The organism is Streptacidiphilus melanogenes, assembly GCF_000787835.1.
Classification (GTDB): Bacteria; Actinomycetota; Actinomycetes; order Streptomycetales; family Streptomycetaceae; genus Streptacidiphilus; species Streptacidiphilus melanogenes.
Map to the genome: position 1 here is coordinate 1 of NZ_BBPP01000080.1, position 17956 is coordinate 17956.

Annotated in this window: 15 protein-coding genes; 8 read left to right on the forward strand and 7 right to left on the reverse strand. The window is 73.8% G+C overall.

Features of this window, described 5'->3' with window-relative positions:
- From TR49_RS38315 to TR49_RS38330, 4 genes are all read right to left on the reverse strand, one after another.
- A partial coding sequence (locus TR49_RS38315; protein WP_042390810.1) for an AAA family ATPase occupies window positions 1-2320 on the reverse strand: 2320 nt, incomplete at its 3' end.
- A complete protein-coding gene (locus tag TR49_RS38320; RefSeq protein ID WP_042390812.1) occupies window positions 2320-3489 on the reverse strand; it encodes an exonuclease SbcCD subunit D in 1170 nt (389 codons plus the stop codon). The genes TR49_RS38320 and TR49_RS38315, both read right to left, overlap by 1 nt.
- A gap of 123 nt (window positions 3490-3612) precedes the next feature.
- Window positions 3613-3993: a hypothetical protein gene (locus TR49_RS38325; protein ID WP_042390814.1), complete on the reverse strand. Its 381-nt coding sequence runs from the start codon at window positions 3991-3993 to the stop codon at window positions 3613-3615.
- Between the two features lie 179 nt (window positions 3994-4172).
- Window positions 4173-5735, reverse strand: a complete 1563-nt coding sequence (locus TR49_RS38330) for an MFS transporter (RefSeq protein WP_042390816.1) — start codon at window positions 5733-5735, stop codon at window positions 4173-4175.
- A gap of 156 nt (window positions 5736-5891) precedes the next feature.
- Here TR49_RS38330 and TR49_RS38335 point away from each other — a divergent pair, with 156 nt between their 5' ends.
- Complete coding sequence (locus TR49_RS38335; protein ID WP_042390818.1) at window positions 5892-6761, forward strand: SCO6745 family protein; 870 nt, start codon at window positions 5892-5894, stop codon at window positions 6759-6761.
- A 209-nt stretch (window positions 6762-6970) separates the two neighbouring features.
- Window positions 6971-8695: an enoyl-CoA hydratase-related protein gene (locus tag TR49_RS38340; RefSeq protein ID WP_042390820.1), complete on the forward strand. Its 1725-nt coding sequence runs from the start codon at window positions 6971-6973 to the stop codon at window positions 8693-8695.
- Between the two features lie 254 nt (window positions 8696-8949).
- Here TR49_RS38340 and TR49_RS38345 read toward each other — a convergent pair whose 3' ends face one another.
- Window positions 8950-9702: a MerR family transcriptional regulator gene (locus TR49_RS38345; RefSeq protein WP_042390822.1), complete on the reverse strand. Its 753-nt coding sequence runs from the start codon at window positions 9700-9702 to the stop codon at window positions 8950-8952.
- A 162-nt stretch (window positions 9703-9864) separates the two neighbouring features.
- Here TR49_RS38345 and TR49_RS38350 point away from each other — a divergent pair, with 162 nt between their 5' ends.
- From TR49_RS38350 to TR49_RS38375, 6 genes are all read left to right on the forward strand, one after another.
- A complete protein-coding gene (locus tag TR49_RS38350) occupies window positions 9865-10653 on the forward strand; it encodes a hypothetical protein (protein WP_236653733.1) in 789 nt (262 codons plus the stop codon).
- A 157-nt stretch (window positions 10654-10810) separates the two neighbouring features.
- Window positions 10811-11581: an MHYT domain-containing protein gene (locus TR49_RS38355; RefSeq protein ID WP_236653734.1), complete on the forward strand. Its 771-nt coding sequence runs from the start codon at window positions 10811-10813 to the stop codon at window positions 11579-11581.
- Complete coding sequence (locus tag TR49_RS38360) at window positions 11578-14859, forward strand: sensor histidine kinase (RefSeq protein ID WP_052434979.1); 3282 nt, start codon at window positions 11578-11580, stop codon at window positions 14857-14859. Before TR49_RS38355 ends, TR49_RS38360 begins: the two co-directional genes overlap by 4 nt.
- Entirely contained in the window at window positions 14831-15253 is a 423-nt protein-coding gene (locus TR49_RS38365) for a roadblock/LC7 domain-containing protein (protein ID WP_042390835.1), read from the forward strand. Before TR49_RS38360 ends, TR49_RS38365 begins: the two co-directional genes overlap by 29 nt.
- A 10-nt stretch (window positions 15254-15263) precedes the next feature.
- Window positions 15264-15647, forward strand: coding sequence for a DUF742 domain-containing protein (locus TR49_RS38370; protein WP_042390824.1), 384 nt, complete (start codon window positions 15264-15266; stop codon window positions 15645-15647).
- 37 nt (window positions 15648-15684) lie between these two features.
- Window positions 15685-16287, forward strand: coding sequence for a GTP-binding protein (locus tag TR49_RS38375; protein WP_042390837.1), 603 nt, complete (start codon window positions 15685-15687; stop codon window positions 16285-16287).
- Window positions 16288-16305: 18 nt separating this feature from the next.
- Here the strand turns inward: TR49_RS38375 and TR49_RS38380 are convergent, their stop codons facing one another.
- On the reverse strand, window positions 16306-16866 hold the full coding sequence (locus TR49_RS38380) for a hypothetical protein (RefSeq protein WP_042390826.1): 561 nt from the start codon (window positions 16864-16866) through the stop codon (window positions 16306-16308).
- 85 nt (window positions 16867-16951) lie between these two features.
- The gene (locus tag TR49_RS38385; protein ID WP_042390828.1) at window positions 16952-17713 is read right to left on the reverse strand and encodes a lysophospholipid acyltransferase family protein; all 762 of its coding nucleotides are present in this window, start codon (window positions 17711-17713) and stop codon (window positions 16952-16954) included.
- Window positions 17714-17956 lie beyond the last annotated feature (243 nt).

Consider the following 17956-nt stretch of genomic DNA (forward strand, 5'->3'; position numbering starts at 1 on the left):
GGGTGCGGCGCTCGTGCTCCTGCTCCAGCCGGTCCAGCCGCTGCCCGGCCGCCAGCGCGGCCGCCTCGGCGTGCTCGGCCGCGTCGCGCTCGGCGCGCAGGGCCGCCGCCTCCGTGAGCAGCTCCCCGCGGGAGGCCGAGCCCGCGCGGGCTTCGGCGGCGGAGGCCTGTGCCGCCAGTCCGGCGACCTCCGCGCCCGCATCCGCCGTCCGCCGGTCCAGCGCGCGGAACGCCGCCTCGGCGTCGCGTTCCTGGTCCGGCGTCACCTGGTCCGGCGCGGTGACGGCCGGGGCCGGGTGCTCCGTGGCGCCGCAGACCGCGCACGGCGCGCCGGGCGCCAGGCGCGCGGCCAACTCGGCCGCCATGCCCTCGATCCGGCGCTGCTTGAGACCGAGCCACGCCTCCTGCGCCCCCGCCGCCTGCTCGCGCAGCGAGAGATGGCGCTCGTGCGCCTCCTCGTGCCGGGCGCCCAGCGCGTCACGCTGCGCCGCCGCCGCGGCACGCTCCTCGGCGGCGTGCAGCTTCTCGTCGAGGCCCTGTCGCCGCCCCGCGGCCTCCCGCGCCTCGTCGACCGCCTGCTGCGCCTGCGCCCTGACGGCGGGCCAGCCCGCAAGCCACGCGGCAGCGTCCTCGCGGACCTCCTCGGCCTGCGCGAACCGCCGCTCCGCCCGCGCCGACTCCTCACCCACCGCCTCGAACCTGCGCTCCGCGTCGAGCAGCACCCGCAGCTCGCCCACCGCCCCGAGCACGTCCCGCTCCGCGCCGCGCAAGGTGGCACCCTGGCTCCCGGCCGCCGCCCCGTCCGGTCCCGTGCGGGTGCCAGTGGCGGAAGCCTGAGCCCGGTCGCAGGCCGCCATGGCGGCGTGGTGCCCCGGATCTTCAGTCTGTCGCGGCACAGGCGCGGCCGCCGCCACGACTCCGGCCTGCGCAGCACGCTCGTCCGGACCCGGGTGGGTGCCGGTGGCGAGGGCCTGCGCGCCCTCGGCCGCCGCAGGCGTGACGCTCTGTTCCGCCTCCGCGGCTTGCTGCGGCACGCCTGCGACCGGTGCTGCATGCCCGGCTGCGCGGGGGGCTGTGCCCTCGGTGGGTGCGGCGGGCTCCGCCGTGCCCCGGCGAGCGTCGGCGGCCCGCTCGCCCGCAGCGAGCGCCTGTGCGACCTCGGCCGCCGCCACGACCGCGGCCTGTTCCGCCGCCTCGGCCTGCCGTGGCACGGGGGCGACCGAGGGCGCCGGCTCTTCCGCGACGCGCGCGTTCAGCGCGTCGTGGGGGAGTGCGGCGAGGGCGCGGACCCGGTCGGCTGCCGTGCGGGTGGCGTGGTGCTCGGCCTCGTCGGCCTGGCGCAGGACGGGGGCCACCGATGCCGCGCGTTCGGCCTGGGCCAGCCGCTCCTCGCGCTCGCGCTGGTCCGGCTCCTCCGCCGCGAGCGCGGTCAGCGCGTCGACGGCGGAGCGGTGCTCCTGCTGGCGCGCGAACAGGGCCTCGGTCTCGCGCAGGCGGGCCTGGCTCGCGGTACGCCGCTCGGCGACGAGCCCGTACCGGACCGCGGCCACCTCGTGCTCCAGCGAGGCCTGTTCGCGCAGCGCGGCGGCCCACGCGGAGACGCCCTCGCCCGCGGCTTGCGGTTCGGGCGCGGGCAGCCCGGCCGCGCCGGCCGCCTCGTGCAGTCGCTCCACGGACGCAACAATGTCGGCGCGGACGGCCTGCGTCTCCTTCTCGCAGTGCTGCCGGTGCTCGGCCAGCCACGCCTCGACGTCGCCGAAGCGGCGCGTGTCGAAGAGACGCCCCAGCAGCTCGCGGCGGTCCTGCGCGCTCGCCTGCAGGAAGCGGGCGAAGTCGCCCTGGGGGAGCAGCACGACCTGCGTGAACTGGTCCCGGCTCATGCCGATCAGGTCGAGCAGCTCCTGACCGATCTCCTGGTGCGAGCCGCTGCGGGGACGCCACGCGCCGTCCTGCGCGCACCACTCGCTCAGCAGCGTCTGCGCCTTGACCGGCGTCATGCCCTCGCCGCGCTGCTTGGGCCGCAGCTGCTCGGGGCTGCGCTGGATCAGCAGCCGCCGGCCGCCGAGGGTGAGCTCCAGCTCGACCCTGGTGAGCAGCGACGCGTCGGCGTGGTCGCTGCGCAGCCCACGCCCGGCGCGGCCGCGGCTGCCTGGCACCGAGCCGTAGAGCGCGAAGCAGACCGCGTCCAGGACGCTGGTCTTGCCCGCGCCGGTGGGCCCGGTCAGCAGGAAGAGACCGCCGGAGGCGAGGGCGTCGAAGTCGACCCGCTCCTCCGCGCCGAACGGGCCGAAGGCCGTGACGGTCAGCGTGTGCAGCCGCATCAGATCTCCCCGCCCGCCGCGCGCGCGGCCGCCTCCACCGCCGTGACCAGCAGCGTCGACTCCGCCGCCGACGCGTCCGCGCCGCGCACGTGCCGGACGAACCCGAGCGCCACCGCGCCGTCGTCCCGCCCGCGAACCCGCGCGCCGTAGCTGCGCAACCCGTCGTCCTCCCGGCCCTGCGGTTCGAACGTGAGCTGCAGCGTGTGCGGGAACCGCGCCCGCAGGCGCTCCATCGCCTGCGGCGGGCGCGCGGTGTCGGTGAGGGTGACGTGCAGCCAGCAGCCCTCGACGGCCTCGTATGCGGGCGCCGTCAGCAGCTCCTCCAGCTCGCCGCGGAGGCGCGCGAGGCGGCGCGGCACCGGGCAGTCGATCCGCTCGGCGCCCACCTCGCCCGCCGGGCCGAGCTCGACCAGCCACATCGACTTGCGGTGGTCGGCCTCGGAGAAGGAGTACGCCAGCGGCGATCCGCTGTAGCGCACGCGCTCGTTGATCGTCTGACACCCGTGCAGATGGCCGAGGGCCGCGTAGTCGACGCCCTCGAACACCGAGGCCGGCACACTCGGCACCCCGCCCACCGCGATGTCGCGCTCGCTGTCGCACGCCTCACCGCCGATGACGAATGCGTGCGCGAGCACGACCGAGCGCACGTCCGCTCCGCCGGCCCGCCGGGCGGCGAGATCCGCGCGGACGGCGTCCATGGCGGCGGAGAGGACGGCCGTGTGGCTCGCCTCCTCCGCGCCGAGCCGCTGCCGCACCAGGGCGGGCTCCAGGTACGGCAGCCCGTAGACGGCGACCTCCCCGTGCGCGTCCTCCAGCACGACCGGCGCGGCGAGGGCGTCCGCGTCCGGCGCGGTCCGCAGATGGACCCCGGCGCGCGCGACCAGCCCCGCGCCGACGCCGAGCCGCTGCGCGCTGTCGTGGTTGCCGCTGATCAGCACGACCGGCACGTCGACCGCGGCGAGCGCGTGCAACACCTCGTCGAACAGCTCCACGGCCCCGAGGCTGGGGACGGCCCTGTCGTACACGTCACCCGCGACGAGGACGGCGTCGACCTGCTCGGCCTCGACGGTCTGCACCAGGTGGCGCAGGAAGGCGCGTTGGGCCGGCAGCAGGTTCTCCCGATGGAGCGAGCGGCCCAGATGCCAGTCGGAGGTGTGCAGGAAACGCATGGCTCACGACAGTAACGGCTGCCACCGACACTCACGCACCGCCCGGCGAGGCCCGCGCGCGGGGCGTGCGGAATCACGGGGCGTGGAATCCGCGGTCACACCGGCTCCACGGTGTGGCGCAACTCACTTGTCGCGCAGGGCCTCCACGAATCCCGCCGCGACGGCGTGCTGGAGGCGTGCGCTGCGGGCGCGGGCGATGGGGCCGGAAAGGGGCTTGGGCGGCGGGAAGTAGAGCAGCAGGTAGGCGTCCATGACGCCGAGGGTCTGGGCCAGGGCGTCGGGTTCGCCGGAGTGGCCGCGGACCAGCTGGTTCCCGATCGAACGGGCGGGGCGCGGGTCGAAGCGGTCCTGGTGCAGGGCGTCGCGGAGCTGCCCGGCCATGGGGGTGAGCAGCTCGGTGAGCTGGTCCCGCGTCAGATCGGTCGGCGTGGCCGGGAAGAGCGCGCGGCTCCAGATAGCCGCGAAGCTTCCGACGGCGGCCGGGACGTCTGAGGTTGATGGCACGGGGGAGAGGCTACTCATCGGATGATCGTCAAGTAAGAGGCGGGGTGAAATGGCGTGAGCACATCACCGAGGATTCATCTTCCGTGCGAATGGCCCGTGCGCCCCCGACCAGGAAGTTCGGGGTCGCACGGGCCATTTCTTCGAGATCGCTTCCGATCTCAAACGATCTCAAATCGATCTCAGCTGCCGGCCGCAGCCTTCGCCCCGACCTCGGCGGTGTCGGTGACCTCGGCGGCGTCGGCGACCGCAGCAGTGTCGGCGACCGCCTCCGCGGAGCCGCCGGAGGCGACAGGCGCGCTCAGCGGCTTGTGCATCCGGCTCAGGCCCAGCAGGGCGACCGGGATGGTCAGCACCAGCGCGCCCATGCCGATGGCGAAGCTCAGCGTGAACTGGCTCTGCTGCGGCAGCGGCGGCAGGCCCGGCGGCAGGCCGTGGATCAGCTTGGAGGCGAGCAGCGAGGTGACCACCGCCGAGGCGATCGAGCTGCCGACCGAACGGGAGATGGAGTTGATGCCGTTGGCGATGCCGGTCTGCTCCAGCGGAACGCTGGCCGCGATCAGGGCGGGCATGGAGGCGTAGCCGAAGGCGATGGCGGTGCCGGTGAGCAGGCCGGCCAGGATCACGCCGATGCTGCTGCCGTGGGCGAAGGCCAGCCAGGCGAAGCCGGCGACGCCGACCAGCGCGCCGATCGCGAGCGTGGCACGAGCGCTGATCCTGCGCACCAGGATGCCGCCGATGGGCGCCGCGATGAGGGCGATGAGCGAGCTCGGCAGCAGGTACTCGACCGAGGCGCGCAGCACGGACGCGGTGAAGCCGTAACCGGTCAGCTGCTTCGGCATCTGCACCAGGTAGGAGATGCCGATGAACTGCGCGAACGACGCGAAGCCGATGAACAGGCCGGAGAGGTTGGTGAAGGCGACCTGGCGGTGCGTGAACATCTTCATGTCCACCAGCGGCGAGGCGACCTTGCGCTCGACCAGGACCCAGACCGCCGCGACGACCACGGCGCCGACGAAGCAGCCCAGCGTCTTGCCGGAGGTCCAGCCCCAGTCGTGGCCCTGGGAGATGCCGAGCAGCAGCAGGACGAGGAAGCCCGCCATGGTCAGCGTGCCGAGGTAGTCGATCCGGCCGCCCGCGGCGTGACCGCGGTTGGGGACGAGCAGGACGACGGCGACGAGCGCCAGCAGCGAGAGGCCGGTGGAGACCCAGAAGACCGAGTGGTAGTTCGGGTTGGTGCCCTGGGTCAGCAGGCCGGTGATCACCAGCGACAGGCCCGAGCCGAACGCCAGGGTGCTGCTGACCAGCGCCATCGCGCCGTGCAGCTTCTCGTGGGCGACCTGGTCGCGGATGATCGACAGTGCCAGCGGGAAGATCGCGGTCGCGGAGCCCTGCAGCACCCGGCCGATGATCAGCAGCGTGAGCGAGGTCGTGGTCGCCGCGAGCAGCGAACCGGCCACCATCACCGCGAGCACGGCGATCAGGGTGGGCTTCTTGCCGTAGAGGTCGCCGACGCGACCGAGCAGCGGGGTGAAGACCGCTGCGGAGAGCAGGGTGGCGGTGGTCACCCAGCTGACGCCGGAGCTGCTGGCGTGCAGGTCGTGCGCGAGCAGCGACAGGATCGGGACGACCTGGGTCTGGGCCATCGAGACGACCATCGCCGCGAGGCCGAGGGCCAGGATGAGGGGCGTGCTGCCGCGCCGTGCGGTGGGCGCGGCGGCGCTCGCGGACAGGGAGGTGCTCATCGAGCTGCGGTCCTTCGGGAAATTTCGGGGTCTTCGGGGCGCGGAAGGTACTCAACCATCTGGATAGTTCAGCACCTGAAGTTTCTGAATGAAACTTTAGGCAAGAAAGGTTTAGGAAGTCAACCTATTCGGGTCCAGGTCCCCTAGTCTGTTGCGATGACCACTCGACCGTTCGACCTCAGGGCCGCACGCGCGATGCGCGACGGCCTCGACCCCTACTACGCGGTCCTCGTCTTCAGTCCCGCCGCGGTGGGCGTCTTCGGTTCACTCGGGCTCGACGCCTGGAGCGCGTACTTCGCGGGACGCTCGGCACCGCTGGGCGCGGCGTCCGAGGGCCTGGTCGAGGCGGTCTTCTTCCATTTCGACCCCGACATGATCGCGACCAACACCGCGAAGGTCCGCGCGGCGGGCGTCCCCGAGGAGATCCTCACCGTCCGCCTGGAGGCTGCGGACGCGGCGCTGCGCGACATCCTCGGCGCGGAGGTCCTCGGCTCGGCCGAGATGGCCGAGGCGGCGGAGCTCGCGGCGGAGGCCGCCGCAGCGTGCACCTTCGCCGGCCGTCCCCTGGGCGCGGCCAATGCCGCGTTGCCGCTCCCCGAGGCCCCGCACCTCAAGCTCTGGCAGGCGGTCACCACCCTGCGCGAATGGCGCGGCGACGGCCACAACACCGCGCTGCTGGCCTCCGGCCTGGACGCGGTCGAGGTCCTCGTCAACGCGGTCGCGGCGGGCCACGAACGTCGCGCCTCCATCCAGCCGCGCCGCGGCTGGTCCGACGAGGCGTGGGAGGCGGCCGAGCAGCGCCTCCACGACCGCCACCTGCTCACCGAGGACGGCGGCCTGACGCTGCGCGGGCGGGAGCTCCGCGAGGAGATCGAGGACCTGACGGACCGTCTCTCCCTCGCCCCCTGGCGCGCCCTCGGAGAGGAGCGCACCCGCCGCCTGCACACCCTGGTCCAGCCCTGGAGCACGGTCATCGCCGAGCGCTTCCTGCGGGGCTACCACCCGGAGCCCTACCCGGCCGCCTGAGGCGCGGGCGTGCGGAGAAGACCCCGGCCTGCAGGAGTTTGACGTCAAGGCGTGACGAGGGGGCGTACGGGAGCGCGGGGCCCGCACGCCGTGCGGCGAGGCATCGGGCGGCGGTGCGGAACCCGGCGTGCCGGTCGGGGGCCGCGGGTAGGGACGGCGGCATACGCGGGGCCGTGCCCGTCGGTCCCCCTTCCGCCCCGGAGGGAAACATGCGCATCCTCCTTCACGCCAGCGCCTTCAACAGCCTCACCCAGCGCCTCGCCGTCGAACTGGCGTACCAGGGCCACCAGATATCCGTCTCCCTCGACCTCGGCGGCGGGCCGCGAGGCGATACAGAACTACGCGAGGCGGTCCACAGACACAGTCCGGAGCTGATCGTCGCGCCCATGCTGACCAGCCGCCTCCCCGAGGACGTCTGGTCGCGGCACACCTGCCTGATCGTGCATCCAGGGCCGCCCGGAGACCGGGGGCCGTCCGCACTGGACTGGGCGCTGGCCGAGGGGCGGCGCAGCTGGGGCGTGACGGTGCTGCAGGCCGTGGCCGAGATGGACGCCGGGCCGGTCTGGGCGGCGGAACCCTTCGACATCCCCGAGCACGCCGAGGCGGGCGGGATAGCCAAGAGCGACCTCTACCGCAACGAGCTGGCCGACGCCGCTTCAGCGGCGGTCCAGCGTGCGGTGGAACGTTTCGCCTCGCGCCGGTTCGTGCCGCGGGCCGCCGTGCCGCGCGGCGCGGCCAGGCCGTACTTCCGGCAGGAGCTGCGCGCGATCGACTGGAACGCGGAGCGGACCGACGACGTCGCCCGCAAGCTGCGCACCGCCGACTCCAGCCCCGGGGTGCTCGACACCCTCGGCGGCCGTGCCTACTACCTCTACGGCGGCCAGCCCGAGGACGAACTGCGCGGCGTCCCCGGCACGCTGCTGGCGACGCGCGACGGTGCGGTCTGCCGGGCCACCGTCGACGGCGCGGTGTGGCTCAGCGCGCTGCGGCCCCGCCGGCAGCAGGACGGCCCGCCGACCGCGAAGGCCCCGGCGGCGACCGTCCTGGCGTCGGCCGGGCTGCTGCGCGGAGTCCCGGAGATCAGCGCTCCGCTGCGGCCGCACCACAAGCGGCAGACCTGGGCCACCATCCAGTACCACGAGCACGGCAGCGCGGGCCTGCTGCGCTTCTCGTTCCCCGGCGGGGCGATGAGCACCACGGACTGCCGGCGGCTCCTCGCCGCGTACCGGTACGCGCGCAGCCGCCCGACGCGGGTGCTGGTCCTCGGCGCGCACCGGGACGTCTTCTCGCACGGTATCCACCTCGGCGCGATCGAGGCGGCGCCCGATCCCGCACGCGAGTCGTGGGCGAACATCAACGCCATGGACGACCTGGTCGAAGCGATCCTGACCACCCGGGACAAGCTCACCGTCGCCGCGCTCGGCGGCAACGCGGCCGCGGGCGGGCTGATGCTGGCGCTCGCCGCGGACGAGGTGTGGGTGCGCGCGGGCGCGGTGCTGAACCCGCACTACCGGCTGATGGGCCTGCACGGCTCTGAGTTCTGGACGTACACCCTCCCGCGCCGCGTCGGCCAGGAACAGGCGCGCAGGCTGACGACGGAGGCGTTGCCGATCGGTCCGGAACGCGCCCTCGACCTCGGCCTGGTCGACCGCGTCCTGGACTGCACGCCGGACCGGGTGAGTGAGCACGTCGCCGAGCTCGCGCAGGGTCTCGCGGTCGACCCGCGCCTCCCGCGCCGCCTCGCGGCGAAGCGCGGCGCGCTCCGCCGCGAGGAGGGCCGCCGTCCCCTGGCCTGGTACCGCTCGGAGGAACTCGCCCTGATGCACCGCAACTTCTACGGCCCCGACGACTCCTACCACGCCCTCCGCCGCGCCTTCCTTCACAAGGCCCGCCCGGACGCCACCCCGCAACGCCTCCACCGCATCCCGGCCTGACGGCCGCGCCCACGACCGCGCGACGGCGTCCGCGCGCAGCCCTCGACCGACGCGCGGCGGAGTCTCGTTGGGACTTGTCGGGGCCGTGCCGCCCTGAGGGGCGGCACGACGAAAAGTCCCTCGGGATCCGGCGCGCCGGGCGTGCCCCCGGGTGTTGCCGTGCCGCCCGCCCGAGGTTCCGGTCAGTCGTGCCTGCGCGACGGCTTCGGGAGTACGCGTGCCGGTGCCGGTGCGGGTGCGGGCCGCGCCGGGCGCTACCGCGCGTGGCGGGCGGTGCCGATGCGTTTGACCTCGCGCTGGACGCGGCGGTCCATGGCGAGGGCGAACTCCACGTCGACGACGGTGCGCGCCACGTCGCGCAGGCGGTCCAGGGCCTCGGCGAGGCGGGCGGGTTCGCCCGGGGGGAGCGGTTCGTCGAGGTCGGGGAGGAGCTGTTCCACGATCAGCTCGACGAACTGGTCCGCCAGCGCGTCCGCGCTCGCGCGGACGCCGCGGGCGGTGGTGAGCACCGCGGCGAGCGGCACGCCCTCGGCGACCAGCGCGGCGGAGGCGTCCAGCAGACGGCGGCTGACGTGGACGAACCGGTCGCCCTCCTGCCGCAGGTACCCGAGCTCCAGCGAGGCGGCCAGGGAGCCGGCGTCCACCTGGCCGGGGAACGCCGCGGCCAACTCCTCGACGGTGACGTCGGTCTCCGTCTCCTGGGACCAGGGCGCGCCGATCGCCGCCTCCAGGCCGAGCAGTTCGGCGACGTCCTGGCCCGACTCCCACGCGGCGAGCAACTCCGCGATGCCGCCCAGGGTGTGGCCGCGCTCCAGCAGGTCGGCGATGACGCGCAGGCGCGCGAGATGCTCCTCGCTGTACCAGGCGATCCGGCCCTCCCGCCGCGGCGGCGGCAGCAGACGCCGCTCCCGGTAGAAGCGCAGGGTGCGCACCGGGATGCCGGCCGCGTGGGCCAGCTCCTCGGTGCGGTACTCGCGTGCGCCGGCCGGTTCGCTGCTCTCGTTCACGGGTCGAGCGTATCGACCGCCGGTTCCGGGCAGTCGGCCCTCCCGCCGTGGGGACGCACGAATCCGGGCCGCCCGCCCGGACAGGCCGCGCTCCGAGCACGATCCGTCGCGGGTGGACGCCCTCTGACCGGACTCATGTGCACGCCCGGCACAATGTGCGCCGTGAACGCCCAGGAGAACGTCATCAAGGCCGAGTCCGACAGCGCCGAGGGCACCGACCTCGACAGCGCCGACCCGGACGGCACCGACCCCGTCGACCCCGAGGCCGTCGCCGACGAGGAGGAGTCGCCGCTCCCCGCGTGGCTCCGCCGGACCGAGGGCGAGCAGCGCTGGTCCGTGACGGTCGCGCTGCTGGCCGCCATCGTCATCCAGTGGTTCCTCCCCACGCGCCTCAGCATCCACCCGCGGTGGCTAATGCCCGGGCTGGAACTGCTGCTGATGGCCGCGCTGCTGGTGGTGAACCCGCACCGTCACATCGCGAAGTCCGGCAACAGGGTCCGGGTGCTGGGCCTGTTGCTGGCCGCCGCCGTCAGCCTCGCGAACGGCTGGTCCGCGGTGATGCTGGTGCGCGACCTCCTCCACGGCTCGCAGGGCATCACCCCCGTCCAGCTGCTGCTGACCGGCAGCGGCATCTGGATCACCAACATCATCGCCTTCAGCCTCTGGTACTGGGAGTGGGACCGCGGCGGACCGATCGCCCGTGCCGGGGGCGTCCACCAGCACCCCGACTTCCTCTTCCCGCAGATGCAGCAGGAGGGGATCGCCCGCCCTGACTGGGAGCCGTACTACATCGACTACCTCTATGTGGCCTTCACCAACGCCACCTCGTTCAGCCCTACCGACACCATGCCGCTGTCACGTTGGGCGAAGATGCTGATGCTGTCCCAGTCGACGATCTCGCTGCTGACCCTCGCGCTCGTCATCGCCCGCGCCGTCGGTGTGCTCCAGTAACGGCAGGCATATGCGTTATTAGTTCAGCACACCTCGTTCTCCGATGCGGCACTTTTGCGGGAGTCCGCGTAATCGGGTGAATCCGCTCAGTAGCGTCCCACTCCGTTCTGCCAGAGCCTGACGACGGAGGGGCTGCCGCATGGGCGCCATGGGGAGCATGACCGAGCTGGGGTACGGCTGGCTGACGCCGATCCTGTCCTATCTGATGGCCGTCCTCGGCTCGGCCCTGGGGCTGCGCTGCATGGTCCGCGCCGTCGGTTCGACCGGCCGTGCCAAACGCAACTGGCTGATAACCGGAGCCTCAGCGATCGGATCCGGCATCTGGACCATGCACTTCGTGGCGATGCTCGGCTTCACCGTCACCGGGACCGAGATCCGTTACAACGTGCCCTTGACGCTGCTCAGCCTCGTCGGCGCGATGGTGTTCGTCGGGCTCGGCGCGTTCGCCGTCGGCTACGGCAGGCACAAGTACCGCTCCCTGCTGCTCGGCGGCACGACGACCGGTCTCGGTGTCGCGGCCATGCACTACATCGGCATGCTGGCGCTCGATCTCCACGGCCGGATCGGCTATGCGCCGTTCGCCGTCGTGCTCTCGGTGGTCATCGCGATCGGCGCGTCCACCGCCGCGCTCTGGGCGGGGCTGAACATCTCCGGTCCGATCGCCGCCGCCGGGGCGTCGCTGGTGATGGGCATCGCCGTCAGCTCCATGCACTACACCGGCATGGAGGCGGTGTCGGTCCAGGTCCGGCCCGCCGACACGCCGCTGCACGGGGCGACGCTGATGCAGTTCGTCTTCCCGCTCGCGGTCGGCCTCGGTTCCTACCTCTTCCTCACCTCCGCGTTCGTCGCGCTGTCGCCCACCGCGCAGCAACGCGCCGCCAGCGTCAGCGCCGAGGGACTGCGTCACGCCCCGGCGGTGCAGCGGTGACGGCGCCCACCTCGACCCGGGGAGGAGCCACCACCTCCGCCACCGGCACCACCACCGTCGGCGTCACGCCGCGTCCGCGCCCCGCCCACGCCGGGCGGCCCGCCGACGAAGGCCGGCCGATCGCCTATCGCCCCCACCCGCTGACGCTGCGCCTGCGGCTGCGTCCCCGCACCGTGCGGGCCCGCATCGTGTCGCTGCTGATGGTGCCGGTGGTCTCGCTGCTCGCCCTGTGGGGCTTCGCCACCGTCACCACGGCCCAGCAGATCGACTCCCTGGTGCGCCTCAAGCACGTCGACGAAACGTTGCTGCAACCCCTCGACACCGCCCTCTCGGCCGTCCAGGCCGAACGCACCGCCGCGCTCGCCTACGCGGCCGCGCCCAGCCAGTCCCGGATGGCCGCCTACGACGCCAGGGCCAAGGCCACCGATGCGGCGGTCGCCGCCATGAACCAGAACATCCAGCGCGGTGAACCCGACGCCGTCGGTCTGGCCGCCACGCTGCCCGGCCGCATCGACGCGCTGAACGCCGCCACGGCCTCGCTGCGCAAGCTCCGCTCCCGGGTCGAGGCACGCCAACTGGACTGGCCCGGCGCGGCGACCGCCTACACGGGCGTCGTGGACAGCGGGTTCAGCGTCGTCGGCTCGCTGACGGCCGTGCCGAACAGCGCGCTCGCCTCCGACGCGCGGGTGCTGCTGGAACTCTCGCAGGCCCGGGAGATGCTGGCCTGCGAGGACGCCGCCGTGCAGGCGGGACAGGCCGCGGGACGGATGACACCGGACCAGTACCAGGAGTTCACCGGCGCGCGCTACACCCGCCTCGCCCTCGACGCCTCCGCCGCACCGGACCTGAGGCCCGCCGATCTCACCGCCTACCGGCAGGTGACCGACGGTCAGCAGGCGCACACCCTGACCCGGCTGGAGGACGCGATCCACGCCTCCGGCGGCGGCACCCGCGCCGTGAGCGCCGCCGGCGCCGACTGGACGCCCACGGCGGCCGCCGTGCAGCAGCAGCTGGACTCCGTGCTCTCCGCCGCCGGCACCCAGGCGGGTGCCAACTCCGACCCGTACAGCCTCGGCGTGCTGAGCGCGAACGGCGCCGCCGTCCTCTTCGGCCTCGCGGCCGTCGTCCTGTCGCTGCTGATCTCCGTGCGGATCGGCCGCGGCCTGGTCGTCGAGCTGGTGGAACTGCGCAACTCCGCGCTGGAACTGGCCGGTCGGCGGCTGCCCGCCGCGATGCGGCGGCTGCGGGCGGGGGAGGAGATCGACATCGAGGCCGAGGCGCCCGTCGTCGAGGCCGGGGACGACGAGCTCGGCCAGGTCGGCGAGGCCCTCAACACCGTGCAACGCGCGGCGCTCACCGCCGCCGTCGAGCGCGCCGAGGTGCTCTCCGGCGTCTCCGGCGTCTTCGTCAACCTGGCCCGGCGCAGCCAGGTGCTGGTGCACCGCCAGCTGACGCTGCTCGACGCGATGGAGCGCCGCACCGAGGACCCGTCCGAGCTGGAGGACCTGTTCCGGCTCGATCACCTCACCACCCGGATGCGCCGCCACGCCGAGGGCCTGATCATCCTCTCCGGGGCCGCGCCCGGCCGCGCCTGGCGCAAGCCGGTGCCGCTGCTGGACGTGGTCCGCTCCGCGGTCGCCGAGGTCGAGGACTACTCCCGCGTCGACGTGCGCCGCCTGCCCGGCGTCGCCGTCGTCGGCGCGGCCGTCGCCGACCTCACCCACCTGCTCGCCGAACTCGTCGAGAACGCCACGGCGTTCTCGCCGCCGCACACCAAGGTGCTGGTCGCCGGCGAGCAGGTCGGCACGGGCTACGCGGTGGAGATCGAGGACCGCGGGCTCGGCATGGGCAAGGAGGCCGTCGCCGAGGCCAACCGCCGCATCGCCGACGCACAGCAGGCGGACCTGTTCGACAGCGACCGGCTCGGCCTCTTCGTGGTCAGCCGCCTCGCCCGCCGCCACGGCGTCCGCGTCTCGCTGCGCCCCTCCGCCTACGGCGGCACCACCGCCGTCGTGCTGCTGCCGAGCGCGCTGCTGGAGACGGGCCGCCAGCGCCGCACGGCGCCGCTCGACGCGGAGCTCGACCTGCCTCCCGTCCAGTCGCCCGTGTTCCCGCGGCAGGCCGCGGCCCCCGGCGCGGTGGCTTCGACCGCCTCCGGCGACCACGGCCCGGGGACGGAAGGGGAGGCGGACCTCCTGTCGCCCTTCGGTCGCCCGGGCGAGCCAGAGAATGCGGGCACCCCCGGCGGGGCCGCAGCGGATCGCCGCACCCGGGCCGCGGTGCTCGGCGCACCCGCTGGAACGGAAGAGCCGGACCACGTCGGCCCGCCTCCGTTCGGTCGCACAGCGGAGACACCGCACGGCGGCATCGGGGAGTCCGCGGTGGACGGCCCGGAGCCCTCCCACGCGCCGTCGCCCTTCGGGCGGCCGGTGACCACGCCCGGCTCCGCCGGGGGCGGGGACGCGCAGGAGCGGGCGACCGCCGAGGGTTCCTCTGGTGGCGGCTCGCCTGCCGCGCCGTTGCCGTTCGGGCGGCCGGTGGTCGCGCCCGGCTCGACTGCCGCCGCCGAGGGTTTCTCCGGGGGCGGGTCGCCTGCCGGCCCGTTGCCGTTCGGGCGGCCCGTCGTCACCCCCGGCTCCGCCGAGCGCGCGGACACCCCGGAGCGGCCCGGCGGGGCGCTGCCGTCCAGCGGAGGCCCGGTGATGCCGGGACAGACGCGGCCGCTGCCGTTCGGGCGGCCGGGGGCCAGGCCCGGTGGTGCCGGGGACGAGGGCGATGACTCGGGCGCGGAGCTGCCGGTGCGGCATCCGGGCGGGTCGGCCTTCGGCCGGAGGGGCGGGCGGAAGACCGAGACGCGGTCGGCGCTCGGTTGGCCCGAGCAGCCCGGAGCGAACAGCGGTCAGGACGGCGACGAACTGCCGCGCAGGGTGCGGCAGGCGAGCCTGGCGGTGCAGCTGCGGGAGGCGCCGCCCCCGGAGCGGCCGCGCGTGGCGCGGCCGCCCGCCCCGCGGACCGGCGAACGCAGCCCCGAGCAGGCCAGGGCCACCATGGCCGCGCTGCGCGAGGGCTGGACCCGGGGTCGCGACAGCGGTCACGGCACGGAGGCGTCGCGCCCGGACGCCGGCAACGGCACCGCGCGGCACCTGCGCCTGCACCAGGACCCGCCGAGCGACGCCCGGCGCCCCCACGACGGCTTCCAGGACCTTCAGGACGTCCAGGACTTCGAGGATCTCGAGAGGAGCGCCGCGGATGGCCGCGACGATGAACCACACCGGTGAGCTGAACTGGCTGCTCGACGAGCTGGTCTCCCGGGTCGCCCAGGTCCGGCACGCCGTCGTGCTCTCCCGCGACGGACTCGCCCTCGGCGTCTCCGCAGGGCTCAGCCGCGAGGACGGCGAGCACCTCGCCGCCGTCGCCTCCGGCTTCCACAGCCTGGCCAAGGGCACCGGCCGTCACTTCGACGCGGGCGAGGTCCGGCAGACCATGGTCGAGCTCGACGGCGGCTTCCTCTTCGTCGTGGCCGCCGGGGACGGCACCTGTCTGGCCGTCTTCGCGGGCGCGGACGCCGACATCGGGCTGATCGCCTACGAGATGGCCCGCCTGGTCCGCCGGGTGGGCGAGCACCTCTACACGCCGCCGCGTGGCGCGGCGGACGCCCCAACAGCGGGTTGAGGGAAGCGACATGGAACCGAACTGGTTCGACGAGGAGGCGGGCCCCATGGTCCGCCTCTACGCCCTGACCAGGGGCCGGACCAGGCCCGCCAGTGAGGCCTTCGACCTGATCGCCATGGTCGTCGCGGACACCCCGTACGGGCCTGAGAGCCCGTACGGGGAGGATCTCGGGCTCTCGCCCGAGTCCGCCGCGATCCTGCGCGTCTGCCGCCACCAGGCCCAGTCCGTCGCCGAGATCGCCGCCGAGCTGGACCTGCCGGTCGGCGTGGTCCGGGTGCTCCTCGGTGACCTGTTGGACGCGGCCCTGATCCGCGTCAGCCGACCCGTCCCGCCCGCCCTGCTCCCCGACGAGCGCATTCTGCGAGAAGTGATCAATGGCCTCCGCGCACTCTGACGCCACCGCACCTCCGACCACCACCTCGACGAAGGCGATGAAGCAGACCACGCCGACGAAACCCGTGACGCCCGCCGACGAACCGGCGCTCGCCCTGAAGATCCTGGTCGCCGGCGGCTTCGGGGTGGGCAAGACCACCCTGGTCGGCGCGGTCAGCGAGATCCGCCCGCTGCGCACCGAGGAGCAGCTGACCGAGGCGAGCCGCGGAGTCGACGACCTCGGCGGGGTGGAGCAGAAGACCACCACGACCGTGGCCATGGACTTCGGCCGGATCACCATCCGGCAGGGGCTCTCGCTCTACCTCTTCGGCACCCCCGGCCAGGACCGGTTCTGGTTCCTGTGGGACGAGCTGGCCCACGGCGCGCTGGGCGCCGTGGTGCTGGCCGACACCCGCCGCCTGCAGGACTGCTTCCCCTCCGTGGACTACTTCGAGCGCCGCGGCATCCCGTTCGTCGTGGCGGTCAACTGCTTCACCGGGGCGCGCAAGCACGCGGTGGAGCGGATCAGCAGGGCGCTCGACCTGGAGACCGAGACGCCCGTCATCCTGTGCGACGCGCGGGAGCGCGACTCCGGGAAGAAGGTGCTGATCGCCCTGGTCGAGCACGCGAGCCGACTGCACGCCGCCCGCATGCTCTCCTGAGTGCTCGTCAGGACGGCCTCACGCCGCGACGGTGACGGTGATGCTGAACTTGCCGTTGGAGTCGGTGCACCGCATCGCCTCGCCGCAGTTGCTGCGCGAGGTGCTCACCGTCGCGGTGCCGGCCGAGACCGCGACGAACTCCGTCTGCTGTGCGCGGCAGTCGACGCCGGGCCGGCAGGTCTGCCCGGGGGAGGGGGAGGCGAAGGTCGGTCCGCCGCTCAGCTTCAGCACCGACGCGGCGCTGCTCGCCGGCGCGGCCCAGTAGCCGCCGGTCAGCACGACCTCGAGCGTCTGGCCGGGGTGCAGGGTGACGGTGCGGCCCTTGTCCGCGTTGTGCACCACGACGACCGCGGTGCCCGTGGCCGAGACGCCGCCGCCCGGTGTGCCCGTGGCCCCGCCGCCGGGCGTCGCGGACGCGCTCGCGGGAGCGGACGCGGAGGCAGAGGCGACGGCCGTCGGGGTGCCGCTCTGCGGCGTGCTTGTCGCGGTGGTGGACGAGCAGCCGCTGAGCAGCAGCGCGGCGGAGAGGGCGGCGGTGCCGACCGCGGCCAGAGAACGCGTGGTGAGGGTGGTGTGCATCGGTCCTCCTGGATCGTTTGCCGATCCGACGCGGAGGCCCGTCAACCGGTTCCGCCCCGGTCTCCAGGAAGTCCGGCCCCGTGGGTCAGCCGTTGCGGGTGGCCTTCTCCTCGGCGGCGCGGGTGTCCTCCTCCTCGGCCTGCTGCGGCGTGGGGGCGGTGCCGCCGAGGTGCGCCGGGAGCCACCAGCGGTCCTCGGGACCGGAGGGCTGGTCCGGGTAGTCGCGCTGCGCGCCCTCCAGCAGCTGGTTCATCGCCTCGCGCAGGCGGCGCGTCACCATGACCGGCCGGTCCTCAGGCGTGAGGTGGATCGGCTCCCCGATCCGGATGCTGACCGGGGTGTGGCGACGGGTCAGGTTCTTCGGACGCCCCTTGGTCCAGAGCCGCTGGGTCCCCCAGAGGATGACCGGAACCAGCGGCACCTCCGCGTCCGCGGCCATACGCGCCGCGCCGGTCTTGAACTTCTTCAGCATGAACGAGCGGGAGATGGTCGCCTCGGGGAACACGCCGACCACTTCGCCGGCGCGCAGCGCCGCCACCGCGGCGTCGTAGGCGGGCTGGCCGTCGGAGCGGTCCACCGGGATGTGGTGCATGCCCCGCATCAGCGGCCCGGAGATCCGGTGCTTGAAGACGTCGTCCTTGGCCATGAAGCGCGTCTTGCGCCTGGCCGACTTGAAGGCGCCGAGACCGGCGAAGAGGAAGTCCAGGTAGCTGATGTGGTTGCTGACCAGCACCGCACCACCCGTGCGCGGTACATTCTCCGCACCGTCGATCTCGATCTTCAGATCCAGACCGCGGAAAGCGGTCAGGGCCGCGCCGATGATCGGCGGGTACACGAGATCTGCCACAGTCAGCCCAACGTTCTTCAACGGGTCCATGCCCGAGCCTACGGTTACGTCAGCGTAAGTTGCCGCCACAGCCGATGGTGCCCGTTCGGGGCACTCCGTGTCACGTCTGCACCGTCAATAGGGTTGATCTCACACGCACCGTGCGGGGGCCTCTTCTTGCACACCAGGCCCGGTGGGGGAGTATGGCTCCGAGGGTGCGCGGCGTAAGCTACCCTTCAGTAACAAAGGTGACCAGTACACCAG

Coding starts and splice junctions, on each gene's coding strand:
- TR49_RS38355 (WP_236653734.1), top strand. CDS start 10,811: ATGACCGAGCTGGGGTACGGCTGGCTGACGCCGATCCTGTCCTATCTG.
- TR49_RS38370 (WP_042390824.1), top strand. CDS start 15,264: ATGGAACCGAACTGGTTCGACGAGGAGGCGGGCCCCATGGTCCGCCTC.
- TR49_RS38340 (WP_042390820.1), top strand. CDS start 6,971: ATGCGCATCCTCCTTCACGCCAGCGCCTTCAACAGCCTCACCCAGCGC.
- TR49_RS38375 (WP_042390837.1), top strand. CDS start 15,685: ATGAAGCAGACCACGCCGACGAAACCCGTGACGCCCGCCGACGAACCG.
- TR49_RS38380 (WP_042390826.1), bottom strand. CDS start 16,866: ATGCACACCACCCTCACCACGCGTTCTCTGGCCGCGGTCGGCACCGCC.
- TR49_RS38365 (WP_042390835.1), top strand. CDS start 14,831: ATGGCCGCGACGATGAACCACACCGGTGAGCTGAACTGGCTGCTCGAC.
- TR49_RS38320 (WP_042390812.1), bottom strand. CDS start 3,489: ATGCGTTTCCTGCACACCTCCGACTGGCATCTGGGCCGCTCGCTCCAT.
- TR49_RS38335 (WP_042390818.1), top strand. CDS start 5,892: ATGACCACTCGACCGTTCGACCTCAGGGCCGCACGCGCGATGCGCGAC.
- TR49_RS38330 (WP_042390816.1), bottom strand. CDS start 5,735: ATGAGCACCTCCCTGTCCGCGAGCGCCGCCGCGCCCACCGCACGGCGC.